The 17,387-nt window shown below is 36.7% G+C and carries 15 protein-coding genes; all 15 read left to right on the forward strand.

Translation table 11 applies throughout. The annotated features are described in order from the left end of the window. The first annotated feature begins 57 nt into the window (after positions 1-57). The 15 genes from EGH73_RS12665 to EGH73_RS12735 all read left to right on the forward strand — a co-directional run bounded on the left by EGH73_RS12665 (position 58) and on the right by EGH73_RS12735 (position 17,272). Complete coding sequence (locus EGH73_RS12665) at positions 58-429, forward strand: FtsL-like putative cell division protein (RefSeq protein WP_123282147.1); 372 nt, start codon at positions 58-60, stop codon at positions 427-429. Then, on the forward strand, positions 410-2,407 hold the full coding sequence (locus tag EGH73_RS12670; RefSeq protein ID WP_123282148.1) for a penicillin-binding transpeptidase domain-containing protein: 1,998 nt from the start codon (positions 410-412) through the stop codon (positions 2,405-2,407). Before EGH73_RS12665 ends, EGH73_RS12670 begins: the two co-directional genes overlap by 20 nt. A gap of 24 nt (positions 2,408-2,431) precedes the next feature. Continuing rightward, complete coding sequence (locus tag EGH73_RS12675) at positions 2,432-3,901, forward strand: UDP-N-acetylmuramoyl-L-alanyl-D-glutamate--2,6-diaminopimelate ligase (protein WP_123282149.1); 1,470 nt, start codon at positions 2,432-2,434, stop codon at positions 3,899-3,901. Positions 3,902-3,907: 6 nt separating this feature from the next. Then, positions 3,908-5,149, forward strand: coding sequence for a phospho-N-acetylmuramoyl-pentapeptide-transferase (gene mraY / locus EGH73_RS12680; RefSeq protein ID WP_123282150.1), 1,242 nt, complete (start codon positions 3,908-3,910; stop codon positions 5,147-5,149). A gap of 127 nt (positions 5,150-5,276) precedes the next feature. Further along, positions 5,277-6,620, forward strand: a complete 1,344-nt coding sequence (gene murD / locus EGH73_RS12685; protein ID WP_123282151.1) for a UDP-N-acetylmuramoyl-L-alanine--D-glutamate ligase — start codon at positions 5,277-5,279, stop codon at positions 6,618-6,620. Positions 6,621-6,691: 71 nt separating this feature from the next. Further along, entirely contained in the window at positions 6,692-7,129 is a 438-nt protein-coding gene (gene tnpA, locus EGH73_RS12690) for an IS200/IS605 family transposase (protein WP_123282189.1), read from the forward strand. 186 nt (positions 7,130-7,315) lie between these two features. Beyond that, positions 7,316-8,551 carry an FtsW/RodA/SpoVE family cell cycle protein gene (locus tag EGH73_RS12695; protein WP_123282152.1) on the forward strand — a complete coding sequence of 412 codons (1,236 nt, stop codon included), beginning with the start codon at positions 7,316-7,318 and terminating at the stop codon, positions 8,549-8,551. Then, positions 8,552-9,658 (forward strand): undecaprenyldiphospho-muramoylpentapeptide beta-N-acetylglucosaminyltransferase, encoded by a 1,107-nt coding sequence (gene murG / locus EGH73_RS12700; RefSeq protein ID WP_123282153.1) that lies wholly within the window; start codon positions 8,552-8,554, stop codon positions 9,656-9,658. It begins immediately after the preceding gene. A 4-nt stretch (positions 9,659-9,662) separates the two neighbouring features. Then, a complete protein-coding gene (locus tag EGH73_RS12705; protein WP_089768053.1) occupies positions 9,663-10,070 on the forward strand; it encodes a hypothetical protein in 408 nt (135 codons plus the stop codon). 15 nt (positions 10,071-10,085) lie between these two features. Further along, positions 10,086-11,462, forward strand: coding sequence for a UDP-N-acetylmuramate--L-alanine ligase (gene murC, locus EGH73_RS12710; RefSeq protein WP_123282154.1), 1,377 nt, complete (start codon positions 10,086-10,088; stop codon positions 11,460-11,462). Between the two features lie 44 nt (positions 11,463-11,506). Further along, positions 11,507-12,508, forward strand: coding sequence for a cell division protein FtsQ/DivIB (locus EGH73_RS12715; protein ID WP_089768056.1), 1,002 nt, complete (start codon positions 11,507-11,509; stop codon positions 12,506-12,508). A gap of 121 nt (positions 12,509-12,629) precedes the next feature. Then, positions 12,630-14,024: a cell division protein FtsA gene (gene ftsA / locus EGH73_RS12720; protein WP_123282155.1), complete on the forward strand. Its 1,395-nt coding sequence runs from the start codon at positions 12,630-12,632 to the stop codon at positions 14,022-14,024. 107 nt (positions 14,025-14,131) lie between these two features. Next, the gene (ftsZ, locus tag EGH73_RS12725) at positions 14,132-16,033 is read left to right on the forward strand and encodes a cell division protein FtsZ (RefSeq protein ID WP_123282156.1); all 1,902 of its coding nucleotides are present in this window, start codon (positions 14,132-14,134) and stop codon (positions 16,031-16,033) included. Positions 16,034-16,115: 82 nt separating this feature from the next. Further along, a complete protein-coding gene (locus EGH73_RS12730) occupies positions 16,116-16,562 on the forward strand; it encodes a GatB/YqeY domain-containing protein (protein ID WP_123282157.1) in 447 nt (148 codons plus the stop codon). A gap of 299 nt (positions 16,563-16,861) precedes the next feature. After that, positions 16,862-17,272, forward strand: a complete 411-nt coding sequence (locus EGH73_RS12735; protein ID WP_089768062.1) for a BrxA/BrxB family bacilliredoxin — start codon at positions 16,862-16,864, stop codon at positions 17,270-17,272. The last annotated feature ends 115 nt before the right edge of the window (positions 17,273-17,387 follow it).

Genomic DNA, 17,387 nt, shown 5'->3' on the forward strand with positions numbered 1-17,387 from the left:
CTGGGTGCGGGAAGCTAGATGAACTTCTGACACCCGACATCTGACATCTGACAAGAAATGGCAAAGCAGACAACCTATAATAAGCAGAAAAAGAAACTCACTTTTATGGACATCATAAAAGGGAATTTTCTTAACCGTGATGAGGTAAAGGCACATTACAAATATTTTCTGTTCATTTTCGGATTGTTGATGGTGATGATTTACAGTAATCACTTGGTTAACAAAAAAATAGAGCAAGTTAACAAGCTTAAAGAAGAAACGGAAGAATACAAATCCAGAAATGCTTACGCACAAAGTAGGCTAATCAAAATAAGAATGGAATCCGAACTAGGAAAAGAAATGGTTCAGGATTCTCTAGTGAGTTTGGAAAGCCACCCGATGAAATTATTGATAAAAGTAGACAGCACAGATGGTAAAGCAGCCAAATAACAATTACGAAAAAAAACGTTCCAATGCGTTGAAGTGGGGCTACCTTTTTGTTTTGGGAGCTTTCATTTTGTTTGTCATCTTTTTGGGTAGAATTATGATTCTTCAGAATACCAATGTTGAAGAATTTGAGAATAATTATATCAGTAAAAATTACCGCGAAGCAACTTTGAAAGCAGCTCGTGGAAATCTATTTGCTTCCGACGGTTCTATCTTGGCGACGACAGTGATGCGTTATGATATCTATCTGGATTTCAAATCAATGAGAGATACAATCTATTCCAATAATATTGGAGCTTTGACAGATTCTCTCAGTAAAATGTTCGATAAGCCAAGAAGTTATTTCAGAGCAAAACTGGATGCACAAAACAAGAAAAACAATCAATATTATCTTTTAGCAAAAGGTTTGGACTTCGATCAATACGATAGAATTCGTGAGTTTCCGATTTTCAAAAAAGGTAAGAATAAAGGTGGTTTCATTGTAGAGAGAAATTTCCGAAGAGAATTGGCAACCACTCAAATTGGAGCTGGAACAATCGGCGCTGATAACGGCGAATCAAAATCAGGTTTGGAAGGTGCTTTTAGTAAATTCTTAACTGGAATTGATGGAAAAAGATTGGAGCAAAAAATCACTTCTACACAATGGAAGCCAATCGATTACTGGAAAGTTAAAGAGCCTGTTGATGGGCAAGATGTTTATACTACTCTTGATTTAAGGATTCAGGATATTGCCCATTCGGCATTGGAAAATCAGTTGATAAAATTCGATGCAGATCACGGTTCGGTGGTCGTAATGGAAACAGGAAGCGGGAAGATCCGCGCTATGGTCAACCTTAGAAGAACAGAACCGGGAATTTATGTTGACGCTTACAATTATACTGTAAAAGACGCTCAGGAACCAGGTTCCACATTCAAAACAGTGTCACTTCTGGCTGCAATGGATGATGGCTTCATTGATGAGAACACACAAGTCAACATCGGAAACGGAATCTGGAACTATGCAGGACAAAGAATTACCGATGGACACGGTGGTGGAACTTATGATGTGAGCGATGTGTTGGCAAAATCCAGTAACGTGGGTGCCGCAAAGCTGATAATATCACATTATGCAGACAAACCTCAGGTTTTCATAGACCATTTGAAACGTTGGAAAATGTTCGATAAGATGCAAATCGAATTGCCGGGAATTGCAAAGCCATCCATTCAAACGCCGGAGAGCAAGCGTTGGAACAAAGCCACATTGGCTTCTTTGGCTTATGGTTACTCGTCAAGATTTCCGCTGTTGCAGCTGGTTACTTTTTATAATGGTATCGCTAATAAAGGTAAGATGGTAAAACCTCTTTTCATTGACAAAATAATGAAAGATGGTAAAGTTCTTTATGAAGCGAAACCTGAGATTATGGTTAAGAAAATGGCTTCTGATAAAGCGATTACGATGATGACACACGCTTTGACAAAAGCAGTTGAAAAAGGAACGGCAAAAAGTATCTATACTCCGAATCTTAAAATTGCAGGAAAAACCGGAACAGCAAGATTCGAATATTGGAAAGCTGGACCGATGAAATATCAGGCATCATTTGCGGGTTTTTATCCAGCTGACAATCCGAAATATACGTGTATCGTAGTTATTAATCAGCCAGATACATCAAAGGGTTTTTATGGAGGAACAGTTTCTGCTCCGGTTTTCAAAGAAATTGCAGGAAAGACTTTCCTGAAAACGCCTTTGAATGTTGAAAAAGACCTTTTGGTGGAACATAAAGTTAATCTTAACAAAATGACTGCACCAAATGTAAAGTTAAATGTCAGAAAAGACTCTATGCCGAATTTGGTTGGAATGATTGGAAAGAATGTGATTCCTCAACTTGAAAATTTGGGTTACAGAGTAGACTACAAAGGTGTTGGAAAAATCACAGGACAATTTCCGGCGGAAGGTGCAAACATTGGAAAAAACCAGAGAATTTATCTGAATCTTCAAAACTAAAAATTAAAGCGAAAGCCTAGATATATGATTTTAAAAGACTTATTACAAAGAATCCAGATTCTGGAAACTATCGGAACTCTTGCACTGAGCGAAGTCGAAGTGTCGGAATTGGTTTTTGACAGCCGAAAAGTTGTTGAAAATTCTTTGTATGTTGCATTGAAAGGAACAGTTTCAGACGGACATTCTTACATCAATCAAAGCATCGAAAAAGGTGCAAAAACGATTGTTTGTGAAGTATTGCCTTCAGAAATTAATGAGGAAGTAACTTATTTGAAAGTTGAAAATTCATCGAAAACTTTAGGACATTTGGCTTCTAATTTTTACGGAAATCCTTCTGAGAAATTAAACTTAATTGGCGTTACAGGAACCAATGGAAAAACTTCTGTAACAACTTTATTATTTGATATTTTCAAAAATTTGGGTTATCAATCTGCTTTGATTTCCACTGTTGAATACAGAATTGCTGACGAAATTATTCCTTCAACGCACACAACGCCGGATGTAATTCGTCTAAATCAAATGTTGGCAAAAGCGGTTGAAATCGGATGCGAATATGCTTTTATGGAAGTAAGTTCTCACGGCATTTCTCAAGACAGAATTGAAGGTTTACATTTCAAAATCGCTGGTTTTACAAACATTTCTCACGACCATTTAGATTATCACAAAACTTTTCAGAATTATATCTACGCGAAGAAAAGATTCTTTGACGAGCTGGAAGATTCTGCGATTGCCATTACGAATGCCGATGATAAAAACGGTATGGTAATGCTACAAAATACCAAAGCGAAAAAGAAAACTTTTGCTTTGAAAACGATGGCAGATTTCCACGGTAAAGTTGTGGAAATAGATTTCAACGGAATGTTGCTGAATTTCAATAACAAAGAATTCTGGACAACATTGACGGGCAAATTCAATGCTTATAATTTGTTGTTGGCTTACGGAATTACCTTGGAATTAGGAATGGACGAAACAGAAGTTCTTCAGGCGATTTCAACATTGAAAAGAGTGAATGGAAGATTCGAAACGATAAAATCCGACAGCGGAATTTTCTTCGTAGTTGATTATTCTCACACGCCGGATGCATTGGAAAATGTGTTGGACAGCATCAACGAAATCAGAACTAAAAACGAAAGATTGATTTGTGTTTTTGGGTGTGGAGGCGACAGAGACAAAACCAAACGTCCTGAAATGGGAGACATTGCAACCAAAAAATCGACTTTGGCTATCATCACTTCGGACAATCCAAGAACTGAAGAGCCAACGCAGATTATCAAAGAAATAGAAGCCGGTGTTCAACCGCAGAATTTCAGCAAATACACTTCGATTCCAGATAGAAGAGAAGCCATAAAAATGGCAATTAAATTTGCCGAACCAAAAGATATTGTGTTGGTGGCGGGAAAAGGTCACGAAACATATCAGGAAGTAAATGGTGTGAAACATCATTTTGATGACAAGGAAACGATTAGGGAACTATTACAATTAATGGGAAAATAGAACATCATGCTATATTATCTATACGAATATTTAACTGCTCACGGGATTCACGTTCCGGGAATGAATTTGTTCAAGTACATTTCGTTCCGGGCAGCGATGGCCGTTTTGTTTTCGCTGATAATTGCCTTGGCATACGGTAAAAAAATCATCAATTTCCTAAGAAAAAAACAGATGGGTGAACTGGTTAGAGATCTTGGTCTGGAAGGGCAAAAGCAGAAAGAAGGAACACCAACAATGGGCGGTTTGATTATTATTTTGGCAACCATCATTCCGGTTTTGTTGTTTACAAGAATTACCAATGTTTACATCGTTCTTTTGATTATCTCAGTTTTGTGGATGGGAGCGATTGGCTTTTTGGACGATTATCTAAAAAAAGTTAAGAAAAATAAAGACGGTTTAAGTGGAAAATTTAAAGTCATTGGGCAAGTTGGTTTAGGCCTAATTGTCGGAGTTACAATGTATTTCCATCCTGATGTCGAGGTTAGGAGAAAGTACGCCGATGCTACAGTTATTAACAGAAATAATGTGGAGAAGAATTTTATGCAAGATGAAAAAATTCCGGTTTCCACGGTTCCGTTTACTAAAAATAATGAGTTCGATTACAGTGGAATTTTATTCTTGATGGATGATGCAAAAGCGCACGAATGGGCTTGGATTGTCTTTATTCCAATCGTGATTTTCATTGTAACAGCAGTTTCCAACGGAGCGAATATTACTGATGGGATTGATGGCTTGGCCGCAGGAACAAGTGTAGTGATTTTGCTGACTTTAGCATTTTTTGCCTACGTTTCCGGAAATATGATTTTCGCAGATTATCTGAATATTATGTTTCTTCCACATATGGGAGAAACCACCATTTTTGCGCTTGCTTTGGTGGGAGCTGTGATTGGTTTTTTTTGGTACAATACTTATCCAGCTCAGATTTTTATGGGTGATACAGGAAGTCTGATGTTGGGCGGTGTGATTGCCGTTTTGGCAATTATCCTTAGAAAAGAATTATTAATTCCTGTTTTATGTGGCGTGTTCCTTATCGAAAATCTTTCCGTGATTTTGCAGGTGATGGTTTTCAAATACAGAAAGAAAAAACATGGGCTGGAATATGCTCAAAACAATAGATTATTTAAGATGTCTCCACTACATCATCATTATCAGAAAGAAGGTTTTCACGAGAGTAAAATCGTGAATCGAATGATAATCATAGGTGTTATGCTGGCAATTATTTGTCTAATCACTTTGAAAACTAGATAGAGAACTGTAAAATGTAAAAAGTATAATATATAATGTATTTTTTACAGAATAATTAAAATTAATAATGAGTTGATGTACAATTTATAAGTCATTTTACTTCGTACAAAATACATTTTACAAAATAGTTATGAGAGTAGTAATACTTGGAGGAGGCGAAAGCGGCGTCGGAGCTGCGTATCTGGCAAAAGCCAAAGGCTTTGATGTCTTTCTTTCGGACATGGGAAAAATCCGTGAGAATTACAAAAAAGAATTAGATAAGCTTGGGATAGACTACGAAGATGGAACTCATACAGAAGAAAAAATCCTGAATGCCGATTGGGTCATCAAAAGTCCTGGGATTCCGAAAAAGGCGGAAATGGTGCAGAAGATTCAGGAGAAAGGAATCAGATTGTCTTCTGAGATTGAATTTGCATCAGAATTTACAGATGCGAAAATTATTGCGATTACAGGAAGTAATGGAAAAACGACGACAACGTCTTTGATTTATTACATTCTGAAAGAAGACGGATTCAATGTCGGATTGGGCGGAAACATCGGAAAAAGCTTTGCAAAACAGGTGGCTAAGGAGAATTTTGATTATTATGTATTGGAAGTAAGTAGTTTCCAATTGGATGATATTCAGAATTTTAGACCATACATTTCATTGTTATTGAATTTATCCAAGGACCATCTTGACCAGTACAATTACAATTATGAAGAATATGCTTTGGCTAAATTCAGAATTGCTGAAAATCAGGATGCTAATAATTTTTTCATTTACAACAAAGATGACGAAATGAGCAAATCGATTCTTGAAAAATTGGATTTGAAAGTAACTAAAGTTCCATTTTCGCTAGAGGAAAAATTAGAAAAAGGTGCTTTCTCGATTGATGAGAATTTTGTAGTCAATATCAATGAAGGATTCACGATGAAGATTGACGAATTATCATTGGTTGGAAAACATAATGTTGCGAACAGCTTAGCGGCAAGTATTGCGGGAAAGTTATTGGAAATCAGTAATGAAAGCATCCGACATTCGTTAATGACATTCCAGGCAGTTGAACACAGATTGGAACCTGTAGCAGAAATCAAAGGTGTGAAGTTCATCAACGATAGTAAGGCAACAAACGTGAATGCTACTTACTTCGCTTTGGAAAGTATGAAACAGCCAGTTGTTTGGATTGTTGGCGGAAAAGACAAGGGAAACGATTACTCCGAAATCGAAGAATTGGTCAAGAAAAAAGTTAAAGCAATTGTCTGTTTAGGTGTTGATAATCATAAGATTATTGACTTTTTCAAAGACAAAAAAACCGAGATTTATGATACTTCGAGTATGCAGAAAGCAGTAGAAGTTTCAAAATCTCTTGCAGAAAAAGGAGACGTGGTTTTATTGTCGCCTTGTTGTGCCAGTTTTGATTTGTTCAATGGTTATGAAGACCGAGGAAATCAATTCAAAAAAGAAGTTTTACAAGAATTGACAATGAAGAATTAGAATTATCAATAGGATTGGGCTTTAGCCTATTCTAAAAATGAACGAACAAATTGGCTTTAGCCAAAATAAAAATGCCTTTTGTAAAAGTTTACATACACATTGTTTGGAGTACAAAAAACAGAATTCCTTTTCTCAATTCCAAAGACTTGAGAATCAATGTTTGGAAACATATAAAACAAAATGCGAATGAAAAAGGGATTTTTATAGATGTTGTAAATGGATATTCAGACCATTGTCATTGTTTAATTTCTTTGTCAACAAATCAGACAATAGAAAAAGTATTACAATTGATAAAAGGAGAATCTTCATTTTGGATTAATAAAAATAATTTGACTGAAGAGAAATTTGCTTGGCAAGATGAATATTTTGCAGTTTCTGTTTCAGAATCGATGATAGAAAAAGTCAGAAATTATATTATTAATCAAGAAAAACATCATTTGACGAGAAGTTTTTCTGAGGAATATGAAGAATTTATTTCAAAATATAAGTTCAATTCAAATCAAAAATAAGTTTTGGCTAAAGCCAATTCGAGAATGATAAGAAACATCCGGCTAAAGCCGGACGCAATTGAAAATAAATAGAGAATATATTCAATAAATCAGAAATATTGAATTGCAAATATCAATAGGATTGGGCTTTAGCCCATTCAAAAAATGAACAAAAAAGATTGGCTTTAGCCAAAATTTATAATAAGAATGAGCGAACAAACTACAGAAAACAAATTCGAATTACTGAAAGGCGACAAAGTCCTTTGGTCGGTTATCATTTTGATTTCCTTCCTTTCCGTATTTCCGGTTTATTCCGCAAGTTCGAATCTGGAATATATCGTGAACAACGGGACTACAACTGGTCATGTTTTCAAGCATATCGTTTTCGTTTTCATTGGTTTGGGCATTATGCGTTTCGTGGGAACAGTTAAGTACGAATACATCGGAAAACTGAGTTCCATTCTGCTTTTAGTTACAATTGGATTGTTATTAATAACAATGTTCACCGGACAAAAGATTGAAGGTGCGAGTGCTTCACGTTGGTTAAAGATTCCGGGAACACCGATTTCTTTTCAGCCATCATCATTCGCTTATTTGATGCTGATTATTTATCTGTGCAGATATTTAACTAAGAAAATCAAAAGAGAAAGACTTCCTCTGGAGAATATCATTTACATATTCGGACCAATTCTGATTGTTTTCGGATTGGTTGCAAAAGACAATGGTTCAACCGCTTTGATGATTATGATGGTTTCGATTATCATCTTGATTATCGGTCAGTTGGCTTGGCAATATGTAGCGGGATTTATCTCGCTTTCAGTAGTTTTCATCGTAATGTTTTTAGTGATTGCATTGAATACTAATTTACTTGGCGGAAACCGTGTTCACACTTGGATGAGCCGTATAGAAACCTTCTCAAACTCGAAAAAAACGGCAGATGTAGAAGACGAAAGTTTGAAGGCGAAAAACTATCAGGTAATGCAAGCGAAAGCGGCCATTGTTCACGGCGGATTCAATGGAATTGGACCAGGGAAAAGTGCTTTGAAGCAGACATTGCCACAATCAGTTTCGGATTTTATTTTCGCCATTATTGTGGAAGAATATGGCTGGATTGGAGCCTTCGTTCTAGTTAGCCTTTATATGATAATGATTATTAGGATTGTGATGATAGCCAGTAAAATGCCCGCATTTTTCGGGTCGTTGCTGGTTCTAGCGATTGGACTGATGATTTTTGTTCAATTGTCAGTTAACATTGCAGTTGCCGTGAATCTGATTCCGGTAACAGGTCAGCCTTTACCACTGATAAGTTATGGAGGAACATCGATGTTAGTAACCTACATTCAGTTGGGAATTATTTTAAATGTAAGTTCCAGAATTCAGGTTTTTGATGAAGAAGGTTTGGGGAAAAAACAGAGTGTTGAAGAAATAAATGATATCGCGTAAATGAGCAAAAAACTAAAAATATTAATGAGCGGCGGCGGAACAGGTGGGCACATCTTTCCTGCGGTTGCGATTGCTCAGGAAATCCAGAAAAGATTTCCCGACGCAGAGTTTTTGTTCATTGGTGCGAATGGAAAAATGGAAATGGAAAAAGTTCCTCAATCCGGATTCAAAATCGAGGGATTGAATATCGCTGGATTTGACAGAGGTAATCTTCTGAAAAATATCGGATTGCCGTTCAAAGTCATTTCCAGTTTGGTAAAAGCCAAGAAAATCATCAAAAATTTCAAACCGGATTTTGCGGTTGGAACTGGTGGTTTTGCAAGTGGCCCAGCTTTATACATTGCTGCGAAAATGGGAATTTCGACTTTTATTCAGGAGCAGAATTCTTTGCCGGGAAAGACCAATGTTTTCAATGCTAAAAAAGCAAAAGCTGTTTTCACGGCTTATCCGGATATGGAGAAATTTTTCCACGGAACGAAAACTTACTTTTTAGGAAATCCGATTCGTCAGAATATCATAACTGATTTGATTGATAAGGATTTAGCTAAAGAAAAATTAGGTTTAGATAAAAATAAATTAACGATTCTTTCAGTTGGCGGTTCTCTTGGTTCGAGAACTTTGAACAACGGCTGGAAAGATAATTTTGATAAACTGAAAGAAAAAGATTATCAGTTAATCTGGCAGACTGGAAAAACGGATTTTGCTGAAATAACTTCCAGCATCCAACCTCCAGCTTCCATCCAAATAAAGGAATTTATCTCAGATATGGCTTTGGCGTATTCGGCGGCGGATATAATTGTTTCCAGAGCTGGTGCAATTGCTATTTCAGAACTGGCAGTTGCGAAAAAGCCGGTTTTACTGGTTCCGTTTCCATTTGCAGCGGAAGACCATCAAACCAAAAATGCATTGACTTTGGTTGATAAAAATGCGGCAAGAATGGTCAAAGATTCTGAGATGAAGGATAAATTCTGGAACACACTTTCAGAAATCTGTGAGAACGAAAGCGTGAGAAAAGAAATGTCGCATAATTTAGAATTCTTTGCAAAGCCAAAAGCAGCTGAAGAAATTGTGGACGAGATAATTAAAAATTTAAATTTTAACCAATAACTATATGAAAACTAAATTATTAGGACTGTCAATTTTGATTTCAGCATTATTTTCTGCACAAAAATTAGATTCAAAAATGATTGGATGTTGGAAGGGAACAGAAACTGACCAGCAAATGGAAGGAATGAGTAAATATTGGATTTCTTGCCGACAAGATGATGGGAAAAGTATTCTATTATTCATTGCTCTGAGGGATGGAGAGGTAATACAGCAATCTACAGAAAATGGAAAATGGTGGACGAAAGATGGGAAATATTATGAACTCCACGATTATGATGGAATTACGGATGTTTATAATTATAAATTAGTAGGAGATAATAAGGTTGAATATAGATCTGTTGAACTATTTGGTAAGCCAGATACATCTTATGTTTTCAGTGATGAAAGAATAATTGAAACAAGAAAAAAATAAAGTTCGCTAAATATAATGAGCATCTTAAATAAATATCAAAACTTCTATTTCATCGGAATCGGTGGAATTGGGATGAGTGCGCTGGCGAGATATTTTCACGCCAACGGCAAAAATGTTTTAGGTTATGATAAAACGCCAACAAAACTGACGGCTCAGCTTGGTGTTGAAGGTGTTGATATGACATTTGAAGATGTGATCGATGAGAAAATTATAGCGTTGGACAAAGAATCAACTTTGGTGATTTATACGCCGGCAATTAAGAAATTGTCAATTCTGGATTACTTAACCAGCGAAGGTTTCGTCATCCTGAAACGTGCAAAGGTTTTAGGTTTGATTACTGAAAATACAGATTGCATCGCTGTTGCAGGAACACACGGAAAGACCACAACTTCTACTTTAATTGCGCATTTGTGCAAAGAAGCCAATCTTCCGTCGTCCGCATTTTTAGGCGGGATTTCCGAGAATTTTAAATCGAATTTTGATTACAACGGAAACCAATATTCTGTAGTTGAAGCCGATGAATATGACAGAAGTTTCCTAAACCTTTCTCCGGATTGGGCAGTTGTAACCTCGATTGATGCAGACCATTTGGATATTTATGGCGATAGAGTTCAGATAGAAGATGGTTTCCGTCAGTTTGCAGGATTGGTTCCGAATGATAATCAGTTGTTCGTGAGAAAAGGAATTGCAATAGGAAGAGAACACAAAACTTATGCTGTGAATGAAGAAGCAGATTATTATTCCGATAATCTGAGGATGAACCACGATAAAATCTATTTCGATTTTCATACACCAACGCAGAAAATTGAAAATTTTGTTTGGGAAATTCCGGGAATTCACAATGTTGAGAATGCAACGGTTGCTTTGGCAATTCTGAGCAATTTGGGTGTAGATTTCGATACTTTGAAAAAAGCGATTGCAAGCTTCAAAGGCATCAAAAGAAGATATACCAAACATATTTTCGATAACGGAAAAATCTACATTGATGATTATGCACATCATCCAACAGAACTGAATGCAGTTATTGGTTCGATAAAAACCTTTTATCCGACCAAAAAATTGCTGGTAGTTTTCCAACCTCATTTGTTCAGTAGAACTCGAGATTTTGCAGAAGATTTTGCAAGAAGTCTGGAAAACGGAGATGACTTGTTGTTGTTAGATATTTATCCGGCGAGAGAACTTCAGGAAAATTTTGAAGGAATTACTTCGAGCTGGTTGGCGGAAAAAATTGAAACAGAAAATAAAGAAGTCTGCACATTGCAAGAGACTTTTGAAAAAATAAAAGAAAAAGACTTTGATATTTTATTGACAGTCGGAGCGGGCAATATTGATACACTTTATGATCCGATTATGGAATGGCTTCCAACATTAGAATTAAAAATTAGTAATTAAAAAAACACTTTGTACATCATACATTGTACTTTATAGAAAATAGAATGAAAAACAAGTGGAGAATATTGAAGATATTGATAACAGTCGTCCTTTTTGGAGTTCTGCTCAGTTTCTCATTGAAGCGTTTTAACAACGCAAAGATGGAGAATGTATCTATCAATATGAACCAGACAAAAACGCCGGTTTATTTTGTGGATGAAAAGGATATCAAAGATTTGGTAAAGCAATTCAATCCGACGAAAAAAATTGGCGATGTTAAGATTCCAGAATTGGAGAAGAAGATTAACGAGATTCCGTTTGTGGACAGTGCCAATGTTTATATGAATCTGAACGGAAATCTGAATGTTGATATCAAACAGCGCATTCCGATTTTCCGATTGAACAAAAACGGAAAGGATTTTTATGTAGATGAAAAAGGCGTAGAATTCCCGATTTCGAGAAATTTTTCTTATCCGTGTATGCTGGTAATGGGAGATGTTGATGCTTCGGAATATCAGGAACTGGGTCAATTGGTTGAGAAAATTGACAAGGATGATTTCAGTAAAAAATATTTCATCGGAATCAAAAAAGAAAAAAATAATTATAATCTTCTAACGAGTGATGGGAATTACAAAGTTGAGATTGGAGATTTAGAAAACATTGATTTCAAGGTTAAAGGATTTAAAACTTTTGTAGAGAAATATCTGGTTTACCAAAATCCGAATAAGTACAAAAAGATTTCGGTTAAATATAACAATCAGATTGTAACCACACTGAATCCTTATTTCAAAGAAAACGACAGTATTCTGAGAAATGCACCAAAAATTGAAATAAAGCCAGAAGTAGAAAGTCACAAGCCGGAAGAAAAAAAATCGGAAACCAAACCGGAACCGAAAAAAGAAATAAAAAAAGCTGAACCTAAAAAATCAAAAGCCAAGAAAGAAACTTCGAAACCGAAAAAAATAGAGAAGAAATCTGAACCGAAAAAAACTTCGCAAAAGAAAAAAGAAACCTCTTTCAAATCTTCTTCTGAAAAAAAGAAAAAAGCAAAAGTAGTAGTAGAATAAATTAGATATAAATAAAGTCTTAGCTGAGTAAAAAGCCTTTGCGAGCTTAAAAGCATAATAATGGTAAAACAAAACTTTGCGGACTTTGCGTTAAAATTAAAAAAATCAAATCGAGCATATAATGGAAAATCAAGAGTATTCAGTAGGTCTGGACATTGGGACAACTAAGATTGTCGCCATTGTCGGAAGATGTAACGCTCACGGGAAAATCGAAATCCTGGGCGTTGGGAAGGCTAAAAGTCTTGGTGTTCACAAAGGAATCGTGAACAACATTTCCCAAACCATCAATTCCATCAAAACTGCAGTTGCAGAAGCGCAGTCTAGCGCCGGTGTTCCTATCCATAAGGTAACTGTAGGAATTGCAGGAAAACATATCCGTTCTCTCCAGCATTCGGATTACATCATGAGAGAGCATCCGGATAGATACATCACAGAAGATGATATCGAAAAACTAAAAGACCAGGTAAAGAAATTGGTAATGTTACCTGGCGAAGAAATTATCCACGTTTTGCCTCAGGAATACAAAGTAGATTCTGAAGGCGAAATCCAGGAGCCAGTTGGGATGCACGGCAAAAGACTAGAAGCTAATTTCCACGTTGTTGTGGGACAGATGGGTTCTATCAGAAACATTGCAAGATGCGTTCGAGAAGCAGGTCTTGAGATGGAAGCTTTGACATTGGAACCTTTGGCATCGTCTGAAGCGGTTCTTACAAAAGAAGAAAAAGAAGCAGGCGTTGCGATTGTTGATATTGGTGGTGGAACTACGGATATCGCAATTTTCAAAGACAACATCATTCGTCATACTTGCGTGATTCCTTACGGAGGTGGAATTATCACTGATGATATTAAAGAAGGATGTTCAATCATCGAAAAACACGCAGAACAATTGAAAGTGAAATTCGGTTCGTCTGTTCCGGAATTGGAAAAAGACAGCACATATGTGACAATCCCAGGATTGCACGGTCGTCCGGATAAAGAGATTTCGTTGAAGGTTTTGGCCCAGATTATCAATGCAAGAGTTGAAGAAATTCTTGAAATGGTCAATACTGAATTAAAGGCTTACGGTGCATTTGAACAAAAGAAAAAACTGATTGCAGGAATCGTTTTGACTGGAGGTGGTTCCAACTTGAGAAACCTTCGTCAGTTAGCGAATTACACTACAGGTTTCGACAGCAGAATTGGTTTCGCAAACGAATATGTTGCGAATGACAAAAACCAATATCTGAAAGGACCGGAATTTGCAACGTCCATCGGTTTATTGATGGAAAGTCTTAAAATCAGAGATAAAAAAATCATTCCACCTGAGGAAGAAATTATCGAAGAAAAGAAAGAAGAGGGAAGTCAGAAGTTGGAAGTTGCCAACCAAAAAACCGAAGTGGAAACTCATCCATCTTCCATCATCGAGCCTCCAGCGGAAATTGCAAAACCAAAAGAAGTGGCTAAAAGAAGCAAACCGACTTTCGGACAGTCTCTAATGGATAAAGTGAAAAAATTCTTCGAGGAAGTAGAAGAGTAAATAATAATTGTAAAGTCGCGGAATCGTGAAATCGTAAAACCAGCAAAAGCCAATTTTGCAGATCAACGATTTAACGATTTAACAAAAATTGAGAAAAATAAAATACTATGGACAATATAAATAATACACAAGGATTTTCATTTGATTTACCAAAGGGCAATTCTTCAATTATTAAAGTAATTGGTGTTGGCGGTGGCGGAAACAACGCTCTAAAACATATGTACGAAAAGGGGATTTATGGTGTAGATTTCGTGATCTGTAATACCGATGCACAGACGCTTGATAATAATCCTGTGGCCAACAAAGTGCAGTTGGGCGTTACAATGACAGAAGGTCTTGGAGCTGGCGCTGACCCAGAAGTGGGAGAAAAAGCAGCCATCGAAAGTATTGATGATATCAAAGCATCAATGGGACAAAATACCAAAATGGTTTTCATCACTGCAGGAATGGGCGGTGGAACGGGAACCGGTGCGGCGCCCGTGATTGCAAAAGTGGCAAAGGAAATGGGGATTCTTACTGTTGGAATCGTAACCGTACCTTTTAGTTTCGAAGGAAAAAGAAGATTGGACCAAGCTAATTTAGGTTTGGAAAAATTGAGAAATAATGTTGATTCTTTAATTGTCATTAATAATGATAAATTGAGACAGCAATTCGGGAATCTAGGTTTCAAGCAGGGATTTTCCAAAGCTGATGAAGTTTTGACCAATGCGGCAAAAGGAATGGCAGAAGTGATTACTGGTTATTTCGATGTGAATATTGACTTCCGTGATGCTAAATCTGTTTTGGCAAATTCGGGTACAGCGTTGATGTCAACTGGCGTTGCCACTGGCGAGAAAAAAGCGGAAGAAGCGGTTAAAAAAGCATTGGATTCTCCTTTATTGAATGACAACAAAATCACTGGTGCGAAAAACGTTCTACTATTGATTAGAAGTGGTGTTTCTGAGGTGACGATGGACGAAATCGGGGTGATTATGGATCACATCCAGAAGGAAGCCGGAAACACAGCAGATATTATTTTCGGTGTTGGAACAGATGAGGAATTGGGCGACGCAGTGAGCGTTTTGGTGATTGCAACTGGTTTCTCTAATGAAGACAAAAAGCACTCTGGCGTTACAGAGACCATCAAATATACTTTGGAAGACAGACCAACGCCTTCTTCCAGACATAGAGAATCTCCGTTTAAAAGCCGAGCTCAGGAAGAAAGACAACAGCCAGAATATAGAAAGAATTTTTTTCGATTAGAAGATGATGACGATTTCAGAACTTCGAATTTTCCAACTAATTCTTTAGGAGAAAGTCTTGTGGAAGAAGTTAAAACCGAAACGCAAATCATCGAAAACGAGGAAATCCAAGATTTCTCAAATGATTATCGACCAAACGAAAAGCAAGAATATAACCTTTTCAATTTTGACGAAGACGATAGCTATGATCTCGATTTAGAACCACAATCTTTTACTTTCGAAGTGGAAGATAAGCCAAAAGCGTCTTTCAAAGAAGAAGATACTTCGACTCCGCTCAGTATGACAGAAAAGCCTGTTGAAGTAACTTTTACAATCAACGAAGCGGCTTTTGAAGAGGAATTTCCTGTGATAGAAAAGCAAGTAGTTTCAGAAATTAAGACTGAATTGACTGATGAAACACAAACTGAGGAAATAAAGAAAACGGAAAATCCTACTGCTTTTTCTTTCACATCGGAAGTTAAAGAAGAAATTGTTGAGCAAAAATTGGAAGAACCAGTTCAGGAAACTGAAAGCGGATTCACATTTTTCAACAAAACTTCTGACTCTTCCAAAGCGATGGAAAGAAGAAACAAGCTGAAAGAATTCAATTCCAGATATCAACAGTTTGATAATGAAAATGTTTTTGAAACCGTTCCGGCTTTCAAAAGGAAAAATATAAACATAGATGGTTCCAATGCATCAGACCAACACATCAACACGTATTTGTCTGACAACAACGGAAGTATGCAACTGAGAGAAAACCGTTTCCTTAATAAAGATGTAGATTAATTAGTTGATAGTTTTCAGTTGTTTGTTGATAGAGTTTTGACCATCAAAAATCAGCTAGCAGCCACCAACCAAAATTGAAAAAATGAGTTTAGAAACTATAATAAGTGATGCGATAAAAACCGCAATGCGTGAGAAAGACAGAGTTGCTTTGGATTCTCTTCGTGCAGTCAAAGCACAGATTCTGTTGTTACAAACGGAAGCAAGAGGCGCTGAAGTTACTACAGAACAAGAGATTGCTATTTTGCAAAGAATGATAAAGCAGAGAAAGGATTCTTACGAGCAATTTACGGCTCAGGGAAGAACAGACCTTGCTGAAGTAGAAGAAGCTCAATCCAAAGTGATTGAAAAATTTCTTCCAAAACAATTGTCTGCTGAAGAATTAGAATCAGAAATCAAAAAAATCATTTCTGAAACAGGAGCAGAATCTCTAAAAGATTTAGGAAAAGTAATGGGCGTTGCTTCCAAAGCACTCGCCGGAAAATCTGACGGAAAAAGTATTTCCGAGATGGTTAAGAAGTTACTTTCTTAAATTGCTGGAAGCGGGAAGTCAGGTGCTTGAAGTTTTCTTCCTACATCTATCCTCCAACTTCCACCCTAAAAAGGATATACTTAATATGCATATCGATTTGATTAAACCTAGAATCTTCGGATTTTAGGTTTTTTATTTACTAAATTGAAATATCCGAATCCAAAAAGCGATTAGTTTGAAGCAATTTTCTGTCAAAATGGCTCAATAGATTTTCGGAATGAATTTAATAGAATGATAAATAAGATAATCAAAGTTTTATTTGATAAATTTGCAGTTCAAATTAATCTAAATATATAATTATGTATCCAGCAGATTTAGTATTGCCAATGAAGGCAGAACTTACAGATAAAGGTTTCCAAGACCTTACAACACCAGCACAGGTTGACGAAGCTATCAAGCAAAGCGGAACCACTCTTTTAGTAATCAATTCCGTTTGTGGATGTGCGGCAGGAGCAGCAAGGCCAGGCGTGTTGTACTCTTTGACCGGTGAGAAAAAGCCCGATCACTTGGTAACAGCATTTGCAGGTTTTGATACAGAGGCCGTAGCAGAAGCTAGAAGGTTACTTGCACCTTTCCCTCCGAGTTCACCAGCTGTAGCTCTTTTCAAGGATGGCGAGTTGGTGCACATGTTAGAAAGACACCACATAGAAGGTAATCCGGCAGGTGCAATTGCTGCAAATCTTCAGGCTGCTTTCGATGAGTATTGCTAAGAAAAATTAAAAACCAGAATAGAAATATTCTGGTTTTTTTATGGGTTTTTAATATAAAATTTCGAGGCAATGTCACCCATAGTGGTCGTTTGCGTATTTTCGATTACACAGTTTA

Origin of the sequence: Epilithonimonas hominis (assembly GCF_003730015.1) — a bacterium.
GTDB classification, from domain to species: Bacteria; Bacteroidota; Bacteroidia; order Flavobacteriales; family Weeksellaceae; genus Epilithonimonas; species Epilithonimonas hominis.